The organism is Flavobacterium chuncheonense (assembly GCF_042686145.1).
Taxonomy (GTDB): domain Bacteria; phylum Bacteroidota; class Bacteroidia; order Flavobacteriales; family Flavobacteriaceae; genus Flavobacterium; species Flavobacterium chuncheonense.
Map to the genome: position 1 here is coordinate 89,436 of NZ_JBHUPC010000012.1, position 16,597 is coordinate 106,032.

The following is a 16,597-nucleotide window of genomic DNA, read 5'->3' on the forward strand; positions in this document are numbered from 1 at the left end:
CTTATTGAAGTTGCTTCAAAACATCAATTACATATTCAACTTCTTCCTTAGTATTAAAATGACTAAATGAAATACGTAAATTCGGTTTTTGCTGATCTTCTTCAGTTAAAAAAGCTGCTAAAACATGTGACGGTTTAATACTACCACTTTGACATGCACTTCCCCGAGAAACCGCAACACCTTTAATATCGAGAGTAAACAATAACATTGAAGTTTTAGCAGTATCAAAAGGCAATACAACATTTAAAACCGTGTACAACGTATCTTTACCTAAAATCTTTACTTCCGGAAAAACTCTTTTCAGCTCTTGAATAAATGTTTCTTTTAAACCTGTTATATAGCTACGCTCCTCACCTAAATTTGCATATGAAAGTTCAAGTGCTGTTGCTAAACCTACTATTTGATGAACCGCTTCTGTTCCTGCACGAACACCTTTCTCTTGCTCTCCACCATAAATTAAAGGTTGTATAAAATTGTTTTTTCTTATAAAAGCAAATCCAACTCCCTTTGGACCATGAAATTTATGTGCAGTACCTACAATGAAATCAACAGGTATATTTTGCAAGTCAAGTTCAACTTTACCAACGGACTGAACTGTATCACAATGAAAAAGTACATTTTGTTCTCGGCAAAGAGCACCTACTCTATTAATATCTAAAATTTCTCCTGTTTCATTATTAACATGTAACAAGGACACAATTGTAGAAATTTCACTTTCCAATAAAGTTTCCAAATGTTTCAAATCAAGCGAACCATCTTCTAAAACAGCAACATACTCTACTTGAATACCAAACTCTGCTTCTAAATGTAATGCCGTATGCAAAGTTGCATGGTGTTCTATTTTTGAAGTTACAATGCGTTTAACCCCTAGATCTTTAACCGCACCACGTAAAATCCAGTTCGTAGCTTCAGTTGCACTTGAAGTAAAAATAATTTCAGATGCTTGTGCATTTAAACATTTTGCTACACTTTTTCGAGAAGCCTCAACAAGTGTTTTGGCACTTCTTCCAAAACTATGTGTAGAAGATGGATTTCCAAAAGTATTCGATAAAACTTGAGTCATTCGTTCTACCACCTCTTTACGTAAAGGGGTTGTAGCGGCATTGTCAAAATATACAGTTTTCATAATTCAATTATTAGTGCAAATATAAGAAAGTACATGTAATTCAAATTTCTACTCAGCTTTACTTATACAATACTGAGCAGTTCTTAAAATCTCTTTTTATTTATTTTAACAAAAAGTTATATATTTGAATTACACGATTAATGTAAAATTACTGAAAACCAACTATAATTTAGAAAAATGAAAACTACTCCAGAACACGATGAACGAATTGCAAAGCTAACATTTGCTTCTGTATATCCTCATTATGTAGCAAAAGTTGAAAAAAAGGGAAGAACAAAAGAGGAATTACATCTAGTAATAAAATGGCTAACCCATTTTGATGATATAAAAATACAAGAACTTATAGATACAAAAGTTACATTTGAAAGTTTTTTTAAACAAGCAATCTTAAACCCAAATGCTGAACTCATTAAAGGTGTTATTTGTGGATATCGCATTGAAGAAATTGAAAATGAATTAACAAAACAAGTACGCTATCTGGATAAATTAGTTGATGAACTTGCTAAAGGAAAAAAAATGGAAAAAATATTACGCAAAAACTAAGATCTAAAATTAATTTTTAGAGATGCAAAAGAGAATTTGGGTAGCTAAATTCTCTTTTGCATAACAATTAAACACAAAACAACCATTGTGAAAATAAAAAACGCTTTACGAATTAAAAAAACATAAACACTACAAAAAAAACAATATAAATAAAATTTAACATTGCGTGATTTATTTTTAATTTTTGTTAATCTCACAATAACATAAACTTTTCACTCCACTACTTTCTTTGCTTAAAAAAATAAACATCAAAAAAATTATGAAAGCAAGTATTTTTTCAAAGTATGCATTAGTAGGTTTATTGGCTACATCATTTATTTCTTGTAACAATGACGATGAAAACACCGTAGAAAAATATCAAGTGTATGAAAAACATGTACAACTAGAAGGTGAAGACAACATGAGAGATATGGGAGGCTACATCGGTAAAGATGGTAAACGTGTAGTGTTTCGTAAATTATTCCGTTCTGGAGAACTATCTGCTCTAACGGTAAATGATATTGCAACAATGAAGTCGTTGGGCATAAAAACTATTGTGGATTTAAGAACAGAAACAGAACGTAACGAACATCCAGATGTAACAATTGAGGGTTTTAATCGTATAGAATTATCTTTAATCGAAGAATCGAGTGTGGCATCAGGACAAACAGATTATATGTCAGCTATCTTAAGTGGTGAAGTTGATGCAAGTGAAATGTTACTTTCTGCTTATACTATTGACGCGCACAGAATCCAAGTTTGGACAACTATTTTCAATCATCTTGAAGAAAACAATATTACATTATGGCATTGTACTGCTGGTAAAGACCGTGCAGGTATGACAGCTGCTTTAATTTTATCTTCATTAGGAGTAGATCGTGACGTTATTATTAATGACTTTATGGCTTCAAATATTTACTTATCAGATTACATTGAAGGTACTATTTCATACATAAACAATACATATGGGAATAACTCTGGCGAATTATTACGTCCGCTTTTAGGCGTTGAAATTGAATATATTGAAGCCTTTTTAAATAAAATTGACCAAGATTATGGAAGCATGAGTGCTTTTTTAGATTTACTTGATGTTGACATCAATAAAATGCAAGAAAACTATTTAGAAAAGTAACCTAATTTTCTAATAAAGTTTTTTTCTTGAGCAGTGCTTAAACACTGCTCTTTTTTTATTCAAAGTTTTCTACTTATACCAAACCAAATTACATGATAAAGTAATTGTAATCAATTCTCAAAGTTTATGTTATATTTGTAAAACAAATAAGTAGGTATATTTTTATTTATAACATTTTATTTAAACTGTATCATTATGAAGCCGTTGCTTAAAAATATTTTAGCTGTTACTGCGGGGTGGATAGGAGGTAGTATTATCAACATGGGACTACTTCAAATAGGTCATTTTTTATATCCTATACATGGCGTTGATTTAAATGACATGGATGCTCTAGCGAAAATAATGCCTACTTTAGAAGTAAAACACTTTATTTTTCCTTTTTTAGCACATGCTTTAGGAACGCTTACTGGTGCAATATTAGCCGGAATCATTGCGGTTCGTCAAAAAATGAAATTTGCAATTGTTATAGGAATGCTGTTTTTAATTGGAGGCATTATGGTTAATAGTATGTTACCTGGACCTATATGGTTTACATTTTTAGATATTGTAGTGGCTTATATCCCTATGGCTTGGATTGGAGGTATATTTGCCGAACGAATTTCATCAAGAGATTCCTTAGACCAATATTCGTTATAATTGCATAACAAAAATCTAATAATCAATATATTTAAATAGCAAAAACTTAACTTTTTGACATTCATTTCGTATTTTTGGTTAAACAACACCAACTCTATGAGATGTTTACTTATAAAAACTATAGCTACCGTTACATTTCTTGTTTGTAACGCTTCATTTGCACAAAATGATAGTATAAATTCTCAAAGTGACTCTATTAATCTTGCGGTTCTAAAGGAATATAAAGAGAAAAGCATTAAGGACGAGAAGCAACGTGTTGCCGATTCATTACAAAAAAGCGAATTGGAACGCCAATTGCTTCAGCTAAAAACTACTGACAATCTTCAAAAATCAGAATTACTCGATGAATTAAAAAAGATTGAAGAACAAGAGCAAAAAAGAATTGACGCAAAAAAAGCGCATATTGATGCTATGCGAAATTCCGCAAAAGGATTTCCAGTAATTGGCATTTTAAATGATACACTTTTTACTATTTATTCCAAAATAGGGGCTTCTTCAGCAAAAGAAAGAGCAACAAACATCAATAAAAAAATTAAAATCTTATACGACGACGATTTCTTTCAAGCGGATTCCATTCAAACCGTAAAATCTGAAAACGATATCGATATTGTATACCATGAAATGATTTTAATGAGTATTTCTGAAAACGATGCCATTTGGTACAATGAAACAATAGAGGAAGTAGCCGAAAATTTCAAAACCACCTTAAAAACGTCAATAGTTAATGCCAAAAAAGAAAACAGTTTGCTTAAAACTCTATCGCGATTGGGATTGGTTGTATTGGTTTTGGTCCTGGCTTGGTTATTTATTTGGTTGATTCGTAAAGGATATGCAAAATTATTGGACTATATCGCACTAAAAAAAGAAGATTGGCTCAAAGACCTCTCCATTAAAGATTACACTTTTTTAACTGCGGACCAAGAAATGAAAGTAATCGGTACAACAGTTAATGCTTTAAGATGGCTAACTTATGCTACCCTTTTTTACATTACTTTACCAATTGTATTTAGTATTTTTCCATTTTCGCGCAATTGGGCAAACACTTTATTTGAGCTCATTTGGTCACCATTTAAAAGTCTATTACTAGCCGTTTGGCATTACCTTCCAAACCTTTTCAGCATACTTGTCATTGTAGTTGTAATGAAGTATTTAATTCGCTTTGTACGCTATGTTTTCAAAGAAATTGAATCCAAAAAACTTACCATAAATGGATTTCACCCCGATTGGGCTATGCCTACTTTCAGCATTGTAAAGTTTCTACTCTATGCCTTTATGTTGGTACTCATTTTCCCTTATCTTCCAGGGTCTGATTCCAATATTTTCAAAGGTGTTTCAGTATTTATAGGTGTTTTATTCTCATTAGGTTCGTCTTCTGCTATAGCCAATATGGTAGCCGGATTAGTTATTACCTATATGAGACCGTTTAAAATTGGCGATCGTATTAAAATTGGTGATGTTTCAGGTGATATTGTTGAAAAAAACCTCTTAGTAACCCGAGTAAAAACGGTAAAAAATGAAATTGTTACCATTCCGAATTCTTCCGTTTTAACAGGAAACACTACCAATTATAGTATTGAAGCTGCCGATAAAGGATTAATCGTTCATACTACAATAACATTAGGCTATGATATTCCTTGGCGCGATGTACACGAAGCGCTTATTGAAGCGGCTTTAAAAACAGATATGATTTTACAAGATCCAAAACCATTTGTTTACCAAACTAGTCTTGATGATTTCTATGTTTCATATCAAATAAACGCCTATACCAATGAAGCCAGCAGACAAGGCTTAATTTATTCTAACCTCCATCAAAACATTCAAGATGTGTGTAACGAGAAAGGAATTGAAATTCTATCACCACATTACAGAGCTGCTCGAGATGGTAATATGACCACAATTCCGGCACAATATTTACCAAAAGATTACAAAGCTCCCGATTTCAATATCAACATAAAAAAACCGAGTTAATACTCGGTTTTTATTTTTAATGACTGACTTCTGATTCTATTTTATCGACTTCAATACCTTGTTTCTTTAAAATCCCTTTTACCAAAAAGGCAAACAATGTTAAATATCCGAAACACACTACAGCAACTATATACGATTCATGAATTCCAATAATATCCGATAATTTTCCTTGAATTGGAGGAATAATTCCTCCTCCTAATATCATCATAATTAAAAAAGCAGAACCTTGAGAGGTATATTTCCCTAATCCTAAAATAGACAAGCTAAAAATTGAAGGCCACATAATACTACAAGCTAATCCTCCCGAAAGAAAAGCATAAATGGCAATAGTTCCAGTTGAAAAAAGACCTACTAACATCGCCATAACACCAAAACAACCAAAAACAATCAGAGTTCTAGCCGGTTTATCCTTGGTTAAAAAGAAAGCGATGATTTGTAAAACCACACACACTACATAATAATACAGCGGTTTCATATCTTTTCCAGAGATTATATTAACTCCTAAAATAACAGCAAAAGCTAATAAGGGTACTACTACTAAAGCTAGCATACGCTTTTCTCTAGACAAATTGAAGGCACTTATAGCGCCTGCCCATCTTCCAATCATTAAACTCCCCCAATACATTGAAATATAAGGAGCAATTTCTGATGATTGCAAACCTCCAAAACTTTTTAACTTTAACAATTCTCCTAAATTACTTCCTATAGCTACTTCAACGCCCACATAGGTAAAAATAGCTAACATCCCTAAAACCAATTGTGGATATTGCATAGCTCCCCAACCTTCCGCATTTTTACTGGCAGCTACATACGAAAAGAAAATTCCTCCTAAAATTACCAACAAAGCTCCCGAAAGCCAATACATACGCTCTGTTTCTAATCCCTCTTTTAATTGTTCTAATTCTTGACTTTTCTCATCAAAACTTTTAGAATGTATTTCAAATTGAGTTGCAATAGCAGTTTGATTTTGTTCCTTTTGTCCACTTATTTCAGCTTCCAATACTTCAATTTGTTTGGCCACATCACTTTTATAACTATTGAATACAGGAACAAACATAACACCTAAAAGAATTGTCATTAAAACGAGTGTTCTAAGTGCTTTATCTGCTTTTTCCATCGGTTCTTTTGAAATTCCTGCAGGAACCTTTTTGGAAAAATAAAAAAGACCTGCTGCAGCAATAAATAGTACCCCTACTCCAACATACAAGTAAATAACCTTATTCAACTCTAAATTGGCTATTTGCTCATCTGTAATGGATGCAGCAGAACCAAACAAAGCAAAACCTACCAATAATGGTCCTATCATGGTACCAAAGGAATTAATGCCACCTCCTAAATTCACTCTACTTGCTCCCGTTTTAGGATCACCCAATAAAATAGCAAAAGGATTCGCAGCCGTTTGTTGTAGTGAAAAACCAAGCGCTACAATAAATAGTCCCGCAAGCATCCCTGCATATAGGTTAGCCTCAACAGCTATAATCATAGCTCCTGCTCCTAATGCTGAAAACAGTAATCCATACACAATACTCTTTTTATACCCCCAATCTCCAACAACATCACTACTTTTTAACGTCCCAAAAATAAATAGCAAAAGTGCCCCTACGTAGTAAGCTGTATAAAAGGCAAAATCAATTAATTGCGATTGGAATTGATCCAAACTAAAGTAATGCTTACAAAATGGAATAAAAATGCTATTTCCAGCCGCTATAAACCCCCAAAAGAAGAAAACGGTTATCAAGGTATATAAAGCAGGATAATTGGTTTTAGGTGTACTTGTATTCATTTTTTCTGATTTAAAGCCTAAATATACTACGATTTACGAATTAACAAACCTTTTCAGTAAAATAAAACCCATTAGATATTCAGTATCTCAAGAAAAAAATCCCTATTTGTCATTCGTTGAATTTTATGTAAGTTTGTCTAAATTTTTGATAGCCATGAGAAAAATCATCGCCTTATTATTTCTAGCAGTTACGCTAAACTCTTGCGACGATGGAGATATCACTTTAGAATCTTTTAATTTTGAAGAACAAACCATTGTTAAATGTTCCAACAACAACTTACTTTTTAAAATAAAAAACGACGAATTGCTACTAGTAAGCTTATCGGACAATGATTTTGCTACAGCATTTGAAGAAGCTTCAACTCCTGAAGGAGAACCGAGGGTTTTCAATGTAAATACAAACAATAAAATTATCTATCGCAAATATTCTGACAACTTAACTAACAACTCCATTTGTACGTTAATTCCTCCTGCAACACCTGTAGTTACTAAAGAGTGGAATGCTTCAGGCGGTACAATAGAAGTTATTGCAACAGAATTATTCGATGAAACAGATGGTACCTCTTTAGGGTTTACCTATAACTTAGTTTTTCAAAATGTGAACTTTTCAAGTACTGAAGACTCTTTTAGCTTCACGACCTATATTTTTGGAGATTACCAACCGTAAAACACTACAATACAAACAATTAAACACAAAAACCAGCTAATCCTTGCTGGTTTTTTTGTACCTTTATAATTCTCAATAACTACCAAAATTCTCCAATTAATCCTGATTTTCTGCTTCTCGATTTTAGTTATTAATTTAAAACAAGTAAAAATGGAAGCTACAAATCAAAACTCACTTTACAAAAGACTTGGCGAAACAAAAGGTATTTCTGCCATAGTTGACGACATAATTGAAGCACACATGAACAACCCAGCAATAAAGGCTCGTTTTTTGCCTTTAAAGGACAATTCAGAGCACTTTGCTGTTACACGCCAGCATTTAATAAACTTTATAATTACGGGTAGCGGAGGACCTCAAAATTACACCGGTAAAAACATGACGGATGCACATCGTGGTATGAACATTAATGAAAAAGAATACATGCATGCCATAGACGACATCATGAACACTTTGGAAAAACATCAAGTGGACGAACAATCAAAAAAAGATGTTTTGGCAATAGTCTACTCTTTAAAAGATACAATGATTGGGGTTTAAAAAACCCCTTTTTCATTGCATCATTATTTAACTTTTATCGATTTGGATTTTGTTTTACATACACCTCGGTTGCCCCAAAACCATACTTCTGAAAACTCGCTTCTTGAAAAACTACTTCATCATATCGGGATAATAAAAATTCCAATTCCGACTTCAAAACACCTTCACCAACACCATGTATAAAAACCATTTTTTGCATGCGATTTTTGATAGCAAATTCAAGCTGCCTTTTTACAGTATCCATCTGAATATTGAGCATATCAAAATTCGACAAACCACGTGTTGAAGGAACTAATTTTTCAATATGTAAATCGACCTCTAAAACAAATTCATCCTTTTTTGAATGCTTTTCTTTCACAAAAGAGCGCTTTTTAGGCTCCGATTTCTCTTTCATAACATCACTTAAACTTTTAAATGAAAAAGAATTAACTAAATCACTCATTTTGTTTTCTTTAATCAATTCGTTGACAAAATATGTCATCACAAATCCATGAGTTGATTCTATGGTTATTTGATCCCGATCAACCTTAATTACGGTTCCATCAATGGCTTCATCCAAAACTGAAACCTTATCGCCTACGCTTAAATTATGCTTCATCATTATTATCATTTTTAGGTGGTATTTTTTTCATAATGGAATACAATCCAATCATAAAAATAGCCAACGCCCCTACCATTACAAACTTATTCGGATTGGGTTTTGTTTGCTCATAAATAGCAAAAATTCCTATCGCAAAACATGCGATTATATACATCGTTTTTTTCATCAATTTCATTTTTTTCAAAGATAGCAAACAAAAGAAAAAAGATTTTTTTTAAGCTGTAAAATTCGTAAACTTGTACGAAAGAAATTCATTTATGGAAGAATTCATGTTGCCTTGTTTGAACAAAAAATTGTTTGGAATTGAATGTCCAGGTTGTGGAACACAGCGTTCCATTATACTACTTCTTGAAGGTGATTTTATAGGAGCCTTTAAAATGTTTCCGGCAATTTACACCCTACTCCTTTTACTAGTTTTAATCACATTACACTTTACAGATAAATCGAGAAACTATACAAAAGCCATAATTGGAATTGCAATATTAAATGCAATTATTACAATAATAGCCTATGTTATTAAAATGAACACAATCAATTAAAACTCAAATAAATTATGCAAAATCAAAAACTACCCAATGCAACAGCAGTTCTAATTTTAGGTATCTTTTCCATTTTAACATGTTGCTGTTATGGCGTCATTGGACTAACACTTGGAATTATTGGACTTGTTTTAGCCAACAAAGACATTAAGCTTTACCAACAAGACCCTACATTATATAGTAATTACAACAATTTAAAGATTGGTCGCATTTTAGCAATTATAGGAATTACAATAAGCACATTGTATTTAGTCTATGTAATTGTATTATTTTCCACAATAGGACAAGAAGGCCTTATGGACATGTATAAAGAGATGATGCGTCGCAACGGAATACAATAAACTTAAAATTTTCAACAAAAATCCAGCTTTTACAGCTGGATTTTTTTTATTATGAAAACCCTATATAAACTATAATTCCAAAAATATTTTTTCTTTTCTTTCATTTTTGGCACGCAAATTGGTTTTACCTACACAACAACAAAGTTGAAATGTTTAACCTTAAAATGATGTATTATGAAAAAAATTACTTTAGTATTAGCAGCCCTGATCCTTACAATTGGAAACATGATGGCTAACACATCAGCAGAAAAGGTTTTTGATGATGTTAAAAGAATTTATCCACCTTTAGATTACCGTTACGCTGAACCGATAGTATTCATGGAAAGAGGAATTGAATTCTACATTTTCCCTGATGGAGCTTTTGATTTCAATACTGTACCTTCTGGTCCAAGAAGCACAACCAACACTACTTACGGAGCGCCACGTGGAAATGCAAATGGATATTATAGAAATAGAACGCCACAAGGAATAAGAATCGAACACGATAATAACGGCCGTGTAAGACGCGTAGGAAACGTTTTTATCAACTATGATGCTGTTGGTAGGGTAAAACGTGTTGGGACAGTTTACATGAGCTACAATAGCTTTGCTTTAACACAAGTAGGAGGTTTACATATCATTTACGATAGAAGAGGTCGCATTATTGATATCAGAGGCTATGTAAATAATCACAGTCAAGCCTACCAATATGTCCCAACAAATAATCATTACCATCCAAGCAACACTTACAACAATTATGATTATGACAACGGTTCAGGGTATAATGATGAAGATTACTACTATTACCGTCAAGATGGTACAAAAGCAAAAATGGACAATTCTGATATTAACACTATAAAAAGAAACAATACAGATAATGACAGAAAGAGATAAAAAATAGTTTTGGTTGGTTAGTTAATTAAAAATCCTGCTTCGCTTTTGCTACGCAGGATTTTTTTATTTCTATTGCTTACTCATTCATTAAAAACTGAAATTGTTCCAAATATTTTGCAATATGAAATCCATCCATAAGCGCATGATTTGCTTCAACTGAAATTGGTAAAAACCTTTTGCCGTCTCTCAAAAAAGCTTTACCGAAAGTTATCTTGGGTACCGATTCTGTAGCGTCATTTCTTGTAGGATGTAGCAACCCCGTAAAAGAAGACCATGGTACTGTTGAATAGCGTACCAAATCATACTTAATATCTTCATTATTCAGACGTAAACCAGAGCTTTTTTGTACCGCCTCTATTTCACTTTGTAACGAAAAATTAAAAGTTTCAAATTCACTTGAATATGGAATAAAAGCTAATCCATACGTTTCATCAGCCCTCCCTATTGTGGTTCCTGTATGAATTACATCAAAAACCACTACTTCTCCATCAACAATTCGATAATGAAATTCTTCAACTTGATTAACCGCTAGCATGGACTTATGCATATAACTTGAAAAAAAAGAAATTTTGTTCTCTTTTGCTACATCAAAAGCCTTTGTACAATCAATTTCTGTAACAATTCCAAAAAAAGGATTATCAAACTTCATGAAAAACTCATAGTGCTCTCTCCTTTTCCAATTTTCAAAATCAATTTTTCTCATATTTTAATCCTTATTTAAAAAATCAACCAACTGTTTTGTCAATGCTTTTCGACTGTATTGTTGTAACCCAACAGGAAAAACCTTTAAATTTTGCTTCAAATACAGATTGAAGTAACTTAAAATCTGACTTTTCAAGGCTGCTTTTTCTTCATACGTAAAAAACATCCCCGTATTAGTCGCTTTTATAATGGTTGAAAAATCGGCGTCTTTTGGTCCGATTGCAAGAATTGGACGCTCCGAAACCATATATTCAAACAATTTACCAGGAATAATACATTTGGTTTCTGCTGAATCAATTTCTATTAACAACAAAATTTGTGAACAACGCTGCTCTTGCAATGCTTTTTCATGCGAAACATAACCTAAATGATTTACAAAAGCATCCAAATTATAATCTTGAATGGATTGCAATACTTCACCACTCACCGCTCCTATTAATTTCAATTGAAAATTATCCGCAAAAACTGTATTTTCACTAATAAGTTCTGCTAACGATTCCCATAAAATTTGCGGATTACGTTCCGATAAAAAAGAACCAATATGTGACAAAGTGAACTTCTCATCCATTGCAAGTTTGGATACACTTTCCACATCATAACCATTAGTTATAACCGAAATTGGTTTTGAGGTAATGGCTTCAAACTCTTTTTTGGTAGTTGGAGAAGTTACAATTACAGCATCACAACTATTTAAAACCTTTTTTTCTAATAATTTATGCTTTTTGGCTGCCCAATTACTCAATTTTAACTGCTTGTGATATCCAATTGTTGTCCAAGGATCTCTAAAATCAGTTATCCAATGGATTGGCAACTCTTTTTGCAGTTCCAGACCAATTAAATGTAAACTATGAGGAGGACCTGTAGTTATTACAGTATCAATTTTATTTTCAACAAGGTATTTTTTGAGCAATTGAACCGATGGTTTTACCCAAAACACCCTAGCATCTGGAATAAATAGATTTCCCCTTACCCACAGCAATGCCTTTTGAACAAAGGATTGTTTCTTTTGATTGGGAATAATACCTGAACTTATTTTTTTTGTCCCTTTCTTGGAAAAAACAGACGCCAAACCGTAAGGCTCAAAGATTTTACCTTTTACAATAATCGCTTTATTTGAAACATCACCAACCAATTTTTCATCCAGTAAAGGATACGTTGGATTTTCTGGTATGTAAACATGCGGTTCTACATCAAAATCTGGTAAATATTTTACAAATTTCAACCAACGTTGTACTCCTGGCCCACCAGCTGGCGGCCAATAATACGATACGATTAATACTTTTTTAATTGGCTTAATTGTAAATTGGTTTATTGATTAAAAACTATACTTGTTATTTCTTTTTATTTTCAAAATACAAACCTCCAAGCACTAATAACACCATACCTATTGAACTCATCAAAGCTATAGTTCCACCGGTTTTTACAACTTGCGGTTGAAATTTAAATTCAATTGTATGTTGACCAGCTGGAATTTGTAAAGCACGTAAAACATAATCTACTCTATAAATATCTGTTTGTTTTCCATCTATAGTCGCTACCCAACCATTTTCATAATACATTTCAGAGAAAACCGCTAAGCCTTCATACGCATTATTTGAAGTATATTTCAAATAGTTTGGTTTATATACTTTTAATGCAACTGTTGCTAATGAATCTTTTACAAAACTCGACTTGTTCAATTTAAAATCAGTAGCATTAATCACTGCAGTATTTTTAGTATCCAATTCATCCAAAGCAGCAATTTCTTCATCCGCAGTATTAACCGCCTTTACATTTTCAACAAACCAAGCGTTTCCATTTGCTTTTGGATTATTTAACGCTAATTGTCTTCCTTCCTCATCGTTTTGAATGATATACTTTACATTCAACATATTCAATACTCCAACATTGTTATTTGCGATGTGATAATCAAACAATTGTTGCATTCTACGTGGTTTTGCTGCATGATAACCACCTATCGAATTGTGAAAATACGAACTTCTTGCGCTATTCATATTACCTGATACTTCAAAAACGCGATAATGCGAACTATCTTGAAGAATTTGCATATCTGCTTGCGTTGGTTGGAATGGTTTATCCATTTCGCGAGCCGCAACAAAACTCTCTTTATTCACATAATTTTTATCAATAAAAAACAAATCGCCTACCATCAAAACACCTATTACAACTACAGTCATCGCTGGTTTAATAGTGTTTTTGGTAAACAAATACAAAACAGCAAATACTGCTACTACAAACCCCATTGAACGTAAAACATCCGAAGAATACATCCCCATTCTGTCTTCACGTAACGCTCGCATAAATTCTGGTCCGTAAGAATCAGCGTAATAACCGTCATTCACACCCGCAAAATCAAACATCCCTTTAAACAAGAACAATGCAACTAAAACACCAAATACAACAGCAGCTGCTTTCCAAAGATAATCCCACTGTTGTTTTTTATCTTCCAATTTAAAAAATTGGTAAAAACCTAATATTGCTAAAGCCGGAATACACAATTCTAAAATCACCTGAATTGAAGAAACCGCTCTAAACTTATTGTACATTGGCACAAAGTCGATAAAGAAATCCGTTAAAAACGCAAAGTTTTTACCCCAAGACAATAATAATGATATGATTGCGCCTGTTAAAAGCATGTATTTCAATTGCTTTTTCTCAGACATGAATAACGCCAAAACAAAAAAGAAGAAAACTACAATCCCAATATAAGCTGGAGCAGCTACAATAGGCTGATCCCCCCAATAGGTAGGCATTTGTTTTACTAAGTTTTCAGCTTCATATGGAGGCACACCTTGTTGGGTTATAAAGTCATACATTTCTGATTTAGTGCCCAAATCCTCATGATTGGAACCACCAAACAAACGCGGTGCAATTAAATTTAAACTTTCTGCTTTACCATAACTATACTCCGTTATGTATTCATAACTCATAGCATTATTACTTTCTTTAACAGAACCATCTGGATTTTTGGTTAATTCGCTTTTACTACGAGTAGAAAATTTAGCATACTCCGAAGTTGCCATTAAATTGGTTGCATTGGCACCTATAGCAAATAAACCAGCTATCGCAAAAACACCTACTACTTTCCCTAATTCTGAAAATGCTTTTTCTTTTACAAACTGTACACTATAGAAAACACCAATTACAACTAACAAAATCAACAAATAATAGGTCATTTGAAAGTGATTGGCTTGTATTTCTAGCGCAGCTGCTATCATTGTTAACAATCCTCCAACGATATATTTTCGCTGAAAAACTAGTAAAACTCCCGCTACTACCATTGGCATATAAGCAATAGCATGTGCTTTTGCATTATGTCCAACTCCTAAAATTATGATTAAATAGGTCGAAAAACCAAATGCTAAAGCTCCAAAAAAGGCTTTTAGCGGGTCAATTTTCAACACCATTAACAAAATATAGAAACCTAGAAAGTATAAAAACAAGTAATCTGCTGGTCGCGGTAAAAAACGTAAAGCACCATCCAAAGCTTTTATATAATTATGTGGGTATTTAGCCCCCAACTGATATGTAGGCATTCCCCCAAAGGCGCTATTGGTCCAAAATGGCTCTTCTTGAGCAGTTTCACGAAAATCATTTTGCTCTTTTGCCATTCCTGTATATTGCGCAATATCCGATTGAAAGATTTTCTTTCCTTCTAAAACAGGATAGAAATATAGTAAGGCAACAATTACAAAACCAAAAATAGCGGTTATATGAGGTAGAAAGGACTGTATTTTTTTCATGGATATATTTTGTCAGAAAATAAAAGGCTAAAGTAAATAAAAAAAGAGTACTGAAACAATACCCTTTTTTGTAATCAAAAACATGAATTAATAATTATTCTATTTCTTCAAATTCAATATACTCCCCTACTTTTTTCTTTTCGGTAGGCATTTCAGCCTTTTTGGTTTGTGTATATTGTTGTTGGTTACTATTTTGTTGATTTCGCATTTGTTGCTCCATCTTTTCTTGCATTTTGCTTACAGCTTTTTGCATAATTATAGGTGCAAATATTCTAGCTAAGAATTTAAATGCATAATAAATTAATATAATCCAAATTAAGGTTCTTACAAAACCTGTAAAAGAAGCCAATTCCATTTATCAAACTTTTTAAAGCTCAAATATATGGATATCTGCGTTTATTTAGTATCAAATCTTTCTTAAAATTATTATAAAAGTACTATTTTTGAAAATAAAACGAACCACTATGAGATACCCAAAAGCACTAGTTGTACTCTTACTTTTTGTATACCAAATACAGTTTGCACAGTTTACCGATGAAATTAATTCTAACCGACCTGGAAAATCAATGATGGCTTTTGCAGTGGGTAAAAAAGTATTTCAAACGGAATTAGGCTTAACCTATTTGAATGAAAATCATGATAAATTAAAATATGACGCCAATGGCTTTTTAGGAGAACTTGCTATCCGTTATGGTGTTTGGAAAGAAGAGTTGGAGATTATTGGAGAAATTCAGTATCAAACTGACAAATATACCTCTACATTTTACGAAGAAAATAGAAGTGGTTTACGTCAATTGACATTAGGTGCTAAATATTTGATTTATGATCCTTTTAAAAACTACGAGGAAAAACCAAATGTATACAGCTGGAAAGCCAACCACCGTTTCAAATGGAGACAATTTATTCCTGCTGTAGCGGCATATGGGGGTGCAAATTTTAGTTTTGGAGATAATCCATTCAATTACGCACCTGAAGAAATTGAAGAAGCAACGGTAAGTCCAAAAGTTGCATTAATCGCTCAAAATCATTTTGGATTACGCTGGGTATTGGTTACCAATATCATGTATGATAAAATCGGAACCGATTTCGCAAGTTTAAACTATATAGTTACACTTACCCGAGGATTTAACGCAAAATGGTCTGGATTTGTTGAAAATCAAGGTTACAACGGAGATTATTACTCAGATGGAGTATTCCGTTTAGGAGCTGCTTATTTGATTAACTCAAAAATGCAAGTTGATGCTTCAGTGGGTAAAAACATCAAAAACACTCCTAGTTTATTCTCAGCAGGAGTTGGTTTCTCTTGGCGCTTTGCCGATACTTACGAAGAAGTAAAAATCGAAAAGAACAAAGGCAGCAAAATGGATCAAAAAATGAAGAAGAAAGCCGATAAAGAAGCTAAAAAAAGAAAAGACGCAGTAGATTAA

18 protein-coding genes are annotated in these 16,597 nt (G+C 32.8%); 10 read left to right on the top strand and 8 right to left on the bottom strand.

Annotation, left to right across the window (positions count from 1 at the left end):
• Position 1: 1 nt before the first annotated feature.
• Positions 2-1,126, bottom strand: a complete 1,125-nt coding sequence (locus ACFS5J_RS04365; RefSeq protein ID WP_379810807.1) for a cysteine desulfurase family protein — start codon at positions 1,124-1,126, stop codon at positions 2-4.
• A 177-nt stretch (positions 1,127-1,303) separates the two neighbouring features.
• Between ACFS5J_RS04365 and ACFS5J_RS04370 the strand changes: the two genes are divergently transcribed.
• The 4 genes from ACFS5J_RS04370 (at position 1,304) to ACFS5J_RS04385 (ending at position 5,384) form a co-directional block, all read left to right on the top strand.
• Positions 1,304-1,669, top strand: coding sequence for a DUF2200 domain-containing protein (locus ACFS5J_RS04370; RefSeq protein ID WP_379810808.1), 366 nt, complete (start codon positions 1,304-1,306; stop codon positions 1,667-1,669).
• Positions 1,670-1,928: 259 nt separating this feature from the next.
• A complete protein-coding gene (locus ACFS5J_RS04375) occupies positions 1,929-2,780 on the top strand; it encodes a tyrosine-protein phosphatase (RefSeq protein ID WP_379810809.1) in 852 nt (283 codons plus the stop codon).
• A gap of 195 nt (positions 2,781-2,975) precedes the next feature.
• Positions 2,976-3,416: a hypothetical protein gene (locus tag ACFS5J_RS04380; RefSeq protein ID WP_379810810.1), complete on the top strand. Its 441-nt coding sequence runs from the start codon at positions 2,976-2,978 to the stop codon at positions 3,414-3,416.
• Between the two features lie 96 nt (positions 3,417-3,512).
• Positions 3,513-5,384, top strand: coding sequence for a mechanosensitive ion channel domain-containing protein (locus ACFS5J_RS04385; RefSeq protein WP_379810811.1), 1,872 nt, complete (start codon positions 3,513-3,515; stop codon positions 5,382-5,384).
• 16 nt (positions 5,385-5,400) lie between these two features.
• Here ACFS5J_RS04385 and ACFS5J_RS04390 read toward each other — a convergent pair whose 3' ends face one another.
• Positions 5,401-7,167, bottom strand: a complete 1,767-nt coding sequence (locus tag ACFS5J_RS04390; RefSeq protein ID WP_379810812.1) for an MFS transporter — start codon at positions 7,165-7,167, stop codon at positions 5,401-5,403.
• 154 nt (positions 7,168-7,321) lie between these two features.
• On the opposite strand from ACFS5J_RS04390, the gene ACFS5J_RS04395 reads away from it, so the two are divergent.
• Positions 7,322-7,834 (top strand): hypothetical protein, encoded by a 513-nt coding sequence (locus tag ACFS5J_RS04395; RefSeq protein ID WP_379810813.1) that lies wholly within the window; start codon positions 7,322-7,324, stop codon positions 7,832-7,834.
• Positions 7,835-7,984: 150 nt separating this feature from the next.
• Positions 7,985-8,371, top strand: coding sequence for a group I truncated hemoglobin (locus tag ACFS5J_RS04400; protein WP_379810814.1), 387 nt, complete (start codon positions 7,985-7,987; stop codon positions 8,369-8,371).
• A 34-nt stretch (positions 8,372-8,405) separates the two neighbouring features.
• Here ACFS5J_RS04400 and ACFS5J_RS04405 read toward each other — a convergent pair whose 3' ends face one another.
• Together ACFS5J_RS04405 and ACFS5J_RS04410 are read right to left on the bottom strand one after the other, a co-directional pair.
• Positions 8,406-8,969 carry a Smr/MutS family protein gene (locus ACFS5J_RS04405; RefSeq protein ID WP_379811471.1) on the bottom strand — a complete coding sequence of 188 codons (564 nt, stop codon included), beginning with the start codon at positions 8,967-8,969 and terminating at the stop codon, positions 8,406-8,408.
• On the bottom strand, positions 8,959-9,138 hold the full coding sequence (locus ACFS5J_RS04410) for a hypothetical protein (protein WP_379810815.1): 180 nt from the start codon (positions 9,136-9,138) through the stop codon (positions 8,959-8,961). Before ACFS5J_RS04410 ends, ACFS5J_RS04405 begins: the two co-directional genes overlap by 11 nt.
• Before the next feature lie 70 nt (positions 9,139-9,208).
• Here ACFS5J_RS04410 and ACFS5J_RS04415 point away from each other — a divergent pair, with 70 nt between their 5' ends.
• The 3 genes from ACFS5J_RS04415 to ACFS5J_RS04425 all read left to right on the top strand — a co-directional run bounded on the left by ACFS5J_RS04415 (position 9,209) and on the right by ACFS5J_RS04425 (position 10,725).
• Positions 9,209-9,511, top strand: coding sequence for a DUF2752 domain-containing protein (locus tag ACFS5J_RS04415; RefSeq protein WP_379810817.1), 303 nt, complete (start codon positions 9,209-9,211; stop codon positions 9,509-9,511).
• 14 nt (positions 9,512-9,525) lie between these two features.
• Positions 9,526-9,852 (top strand): CCC motif membrane protein, encoded by a 327-nt coding sequence (locus tag ACFS5J_RS04420; protein ID WP_379810818.1) that lies wholly within the window; start codon positions 9,526-9,528, stop codon positions 9,850-9,852.
• A gap of 174 nt (positions 9,853-10,026) precedes the next feature.
• The gene (locus tag ACFS5J_RS04425) at positions 10,027-10,725 is read left to right on the top strand and encodes a hypothetical protein (protein ID WP_379810820.1); all 699 of its coding nucleotides are present in this window, start codon (positions 10,027-10,029) and stop codon (positions 10,723-10,725) included.
• Positions 10,726-10,801: 76 nt separating this feature from the next.
• On the opposite strand, the gene ACFS5J_RS04430 is transcribed toward ACFS5J_RS04425, so the two are convergent.
• The 4 genes from ACFS5J_RS04430 to ACFS5J_RS04445 all read right to left on the bottom strand — a co-directional run bounded on the left by ACFS5J_RS04430 (position 10,802) and on the right by ACFS5J_RS04445 (position 15,525).
• Positions 10,802-11,428 carry a CatA-like O-acetyltransferase gene (locus ACFS5J_RS04430; RefSeq protein ID WP_379810821.1) on the bottom strand — a complete coding sequence of 209 codons (627 nt, stop codon included), beginning with the start codon at positions 11,426-11,428 and terminating at the stop codon, positions 10,802-10,804.
• A 3-nt stretch (positions 11,429-11,431) separates the two neighbouring features.
• Entirely contained in the window at positions 11,432-12,715 is a 1,284-nt protein-coding gene (locus tag ACFS5J_RS04435; protein WP_379811472.1) for a glycosyltransferase family 4 protein, read from the bottom strand.
• Positions 12,716-12,758: 43 nt separating this feature from the next.
• The gene (locus ACFS5J_RS04440; protein ID WP_379810822.1) at positions 12,759-15,170 is read right to left on the bottom strand and encodes a YfhO family protein; all 2,412 of its coding nucleotides are present in this window, start codon (positions 15,168-15,170) and stop codon (positions 12,759-12,761) included.
• A 94-nt stretch (positions 15,171-15,264) separates the two neighbouring features.
• Positions 15,265-15,525 carry a DUF4834 domain-containing protein gene (locus ACFS5J_RS04445; RefSeq protein WP_379810823.1) on the bottom strand — a complete coding sequence of 87 codons (261 nt, stop codon included), beginning with the start codon at positions 15,523-15,525 and terminating at the stop codon, positions 15,265-15,267.
• Positions 15,526-15,634: 109 nt separating this feature from the next.
• Between ACFS5J_RS04445 and ACFS5J_RS04450 the strand changes: the two genes are divergently transcribed.
• A complete protein-coding gene (locus ACFS5J_RS04450; protein WP_379810825.1) occupies positions 15,635-16,597 on the top strand; it encodes a transporter in 963 nt (320 codons plus the stop codon).

What these genes read in the sequence shown, in the direction of transcription:
- ACFS5J_RS04365 (WP_379810807.1), bottom strand. Translation starts at nt 1,126, where the DNA reads ATGAAAACTGTATATTTTGACAATGCCGCTACAACCCCTTTACGTAAA.
- ACFS5J_RS04425 (WP_379810820.1), top strand. Translation starts at nt 10,027, where the DNA reads ATGAAAAAAATTACTTTAGTATTAGCAGCCCTGATCCTTACAATTGGA.
- ACFS5J_RS04400 (WP_379810814.1), top strand. Translation starts at nt 7,985, where the DNA reads ATGGAAGCTACAAATCAAAACTCACTTTACAAAAGACTTGGCGAAACA.
- ACFS5J_RS04445 (WP_379810823.1), bottom strand. Translation starts at nt 15,525, where the DNA reads ATGGAATTGGCTTCTTTTACAGGTTTTGTAAGAACCTTAATTTGGATT.
- ACFS5J_RS04430 (WP_379810821.1), bottom strand. Translation starts at nt 11,428, where the DNA reads ATGAGAAAAATTGATTTTGAAAATTGGAAAAGGAGAGAGCACTATGAG.
- ACFS5J_RS04370 (WP_379810808.1), top strand. Translation starts at nt 1,304, where the DNA reads ATGAAAACTACTCCAGAACACGATGAACGAATTGCAAAGCTAACATTT.
- ACFS5J_RS04405 (WP_379811471.1), bottom strand. Translation starts at nt 8,969, where the DNA reads ATGAAGCATAATTTAAGCGTAGGCGATAAGGTTTCAGTTTTGGATGAA.
- ACFS5J_RS04390 (WP_379810812.1), bottom strand. Translation starts at nt 7,167, where the DNA reads ATGAATACAAGTACACCTAAAACCAATTATCCTGCTTTATATACCTTG.
- ACFS5J_RS04450 (WP_379810825.1), top strand. Translation starts at nt 15,635, where the DNA reads ATGAGATACCCAAAAGCACTAGTTGTACTCTTACTTTTTGTATACCAA.
- ACFS5J_RS04410 (WP_379810815.1), bottom strand. Translation starts at nt 9,138, where the DNA reads ATGAAAAAAACGATGTATATAATCGCATGTTTTGCGATAGGAATTTTT.
- ACFS5J_RS04385 (WP_379810811.1), top strand. Translation starts at nt 3,513, where the DNA reads ATGAGATGTTTACTTATAAAAACTATAGCTACCGTTACATTTCTTGTT.
- ACFS5J_RS04440 (WP_379810822.1), bottom strand. Translation starts at nt 15,170, where the DNA reads ATGAAAAAAATACAGTCCTTTCTACCTCATATAACCGCTATTTTTGGT.
- ACFS5J_RS04375 (WP_379810809.1), top strand. Translation starts at nt 1,929, where the DNA reads ATGAAAGCAAGTATTTTTTCAAAGTATGCATTAGTAGGTTTATTGGCT.
- ACFS5J_RS04380 (WP_379810810.1), top strand. Translation starts at nt 2,976, where the DNA reads ATGAAGCCGTTGCTTAAAAATATTTTAGCTGTTACTGCGGGGTGGATA.
- ACFS5J_RS04395 (WP_379810813.1), top strand. Translation starts at nt 7,322, where the DNA reads ATGAGAAAAATCATCGCCTTATTATTTCTAGCAGTTACGCTAAACTCT.
- ACFS5J_RS04420 (WP_379810818.1), top strand. Translation starts at nt 9,526, where the DNA reads ATGCAAAATCAAAAACTACCCAATGCAACAGCAGTTCTAATTTTAGGT.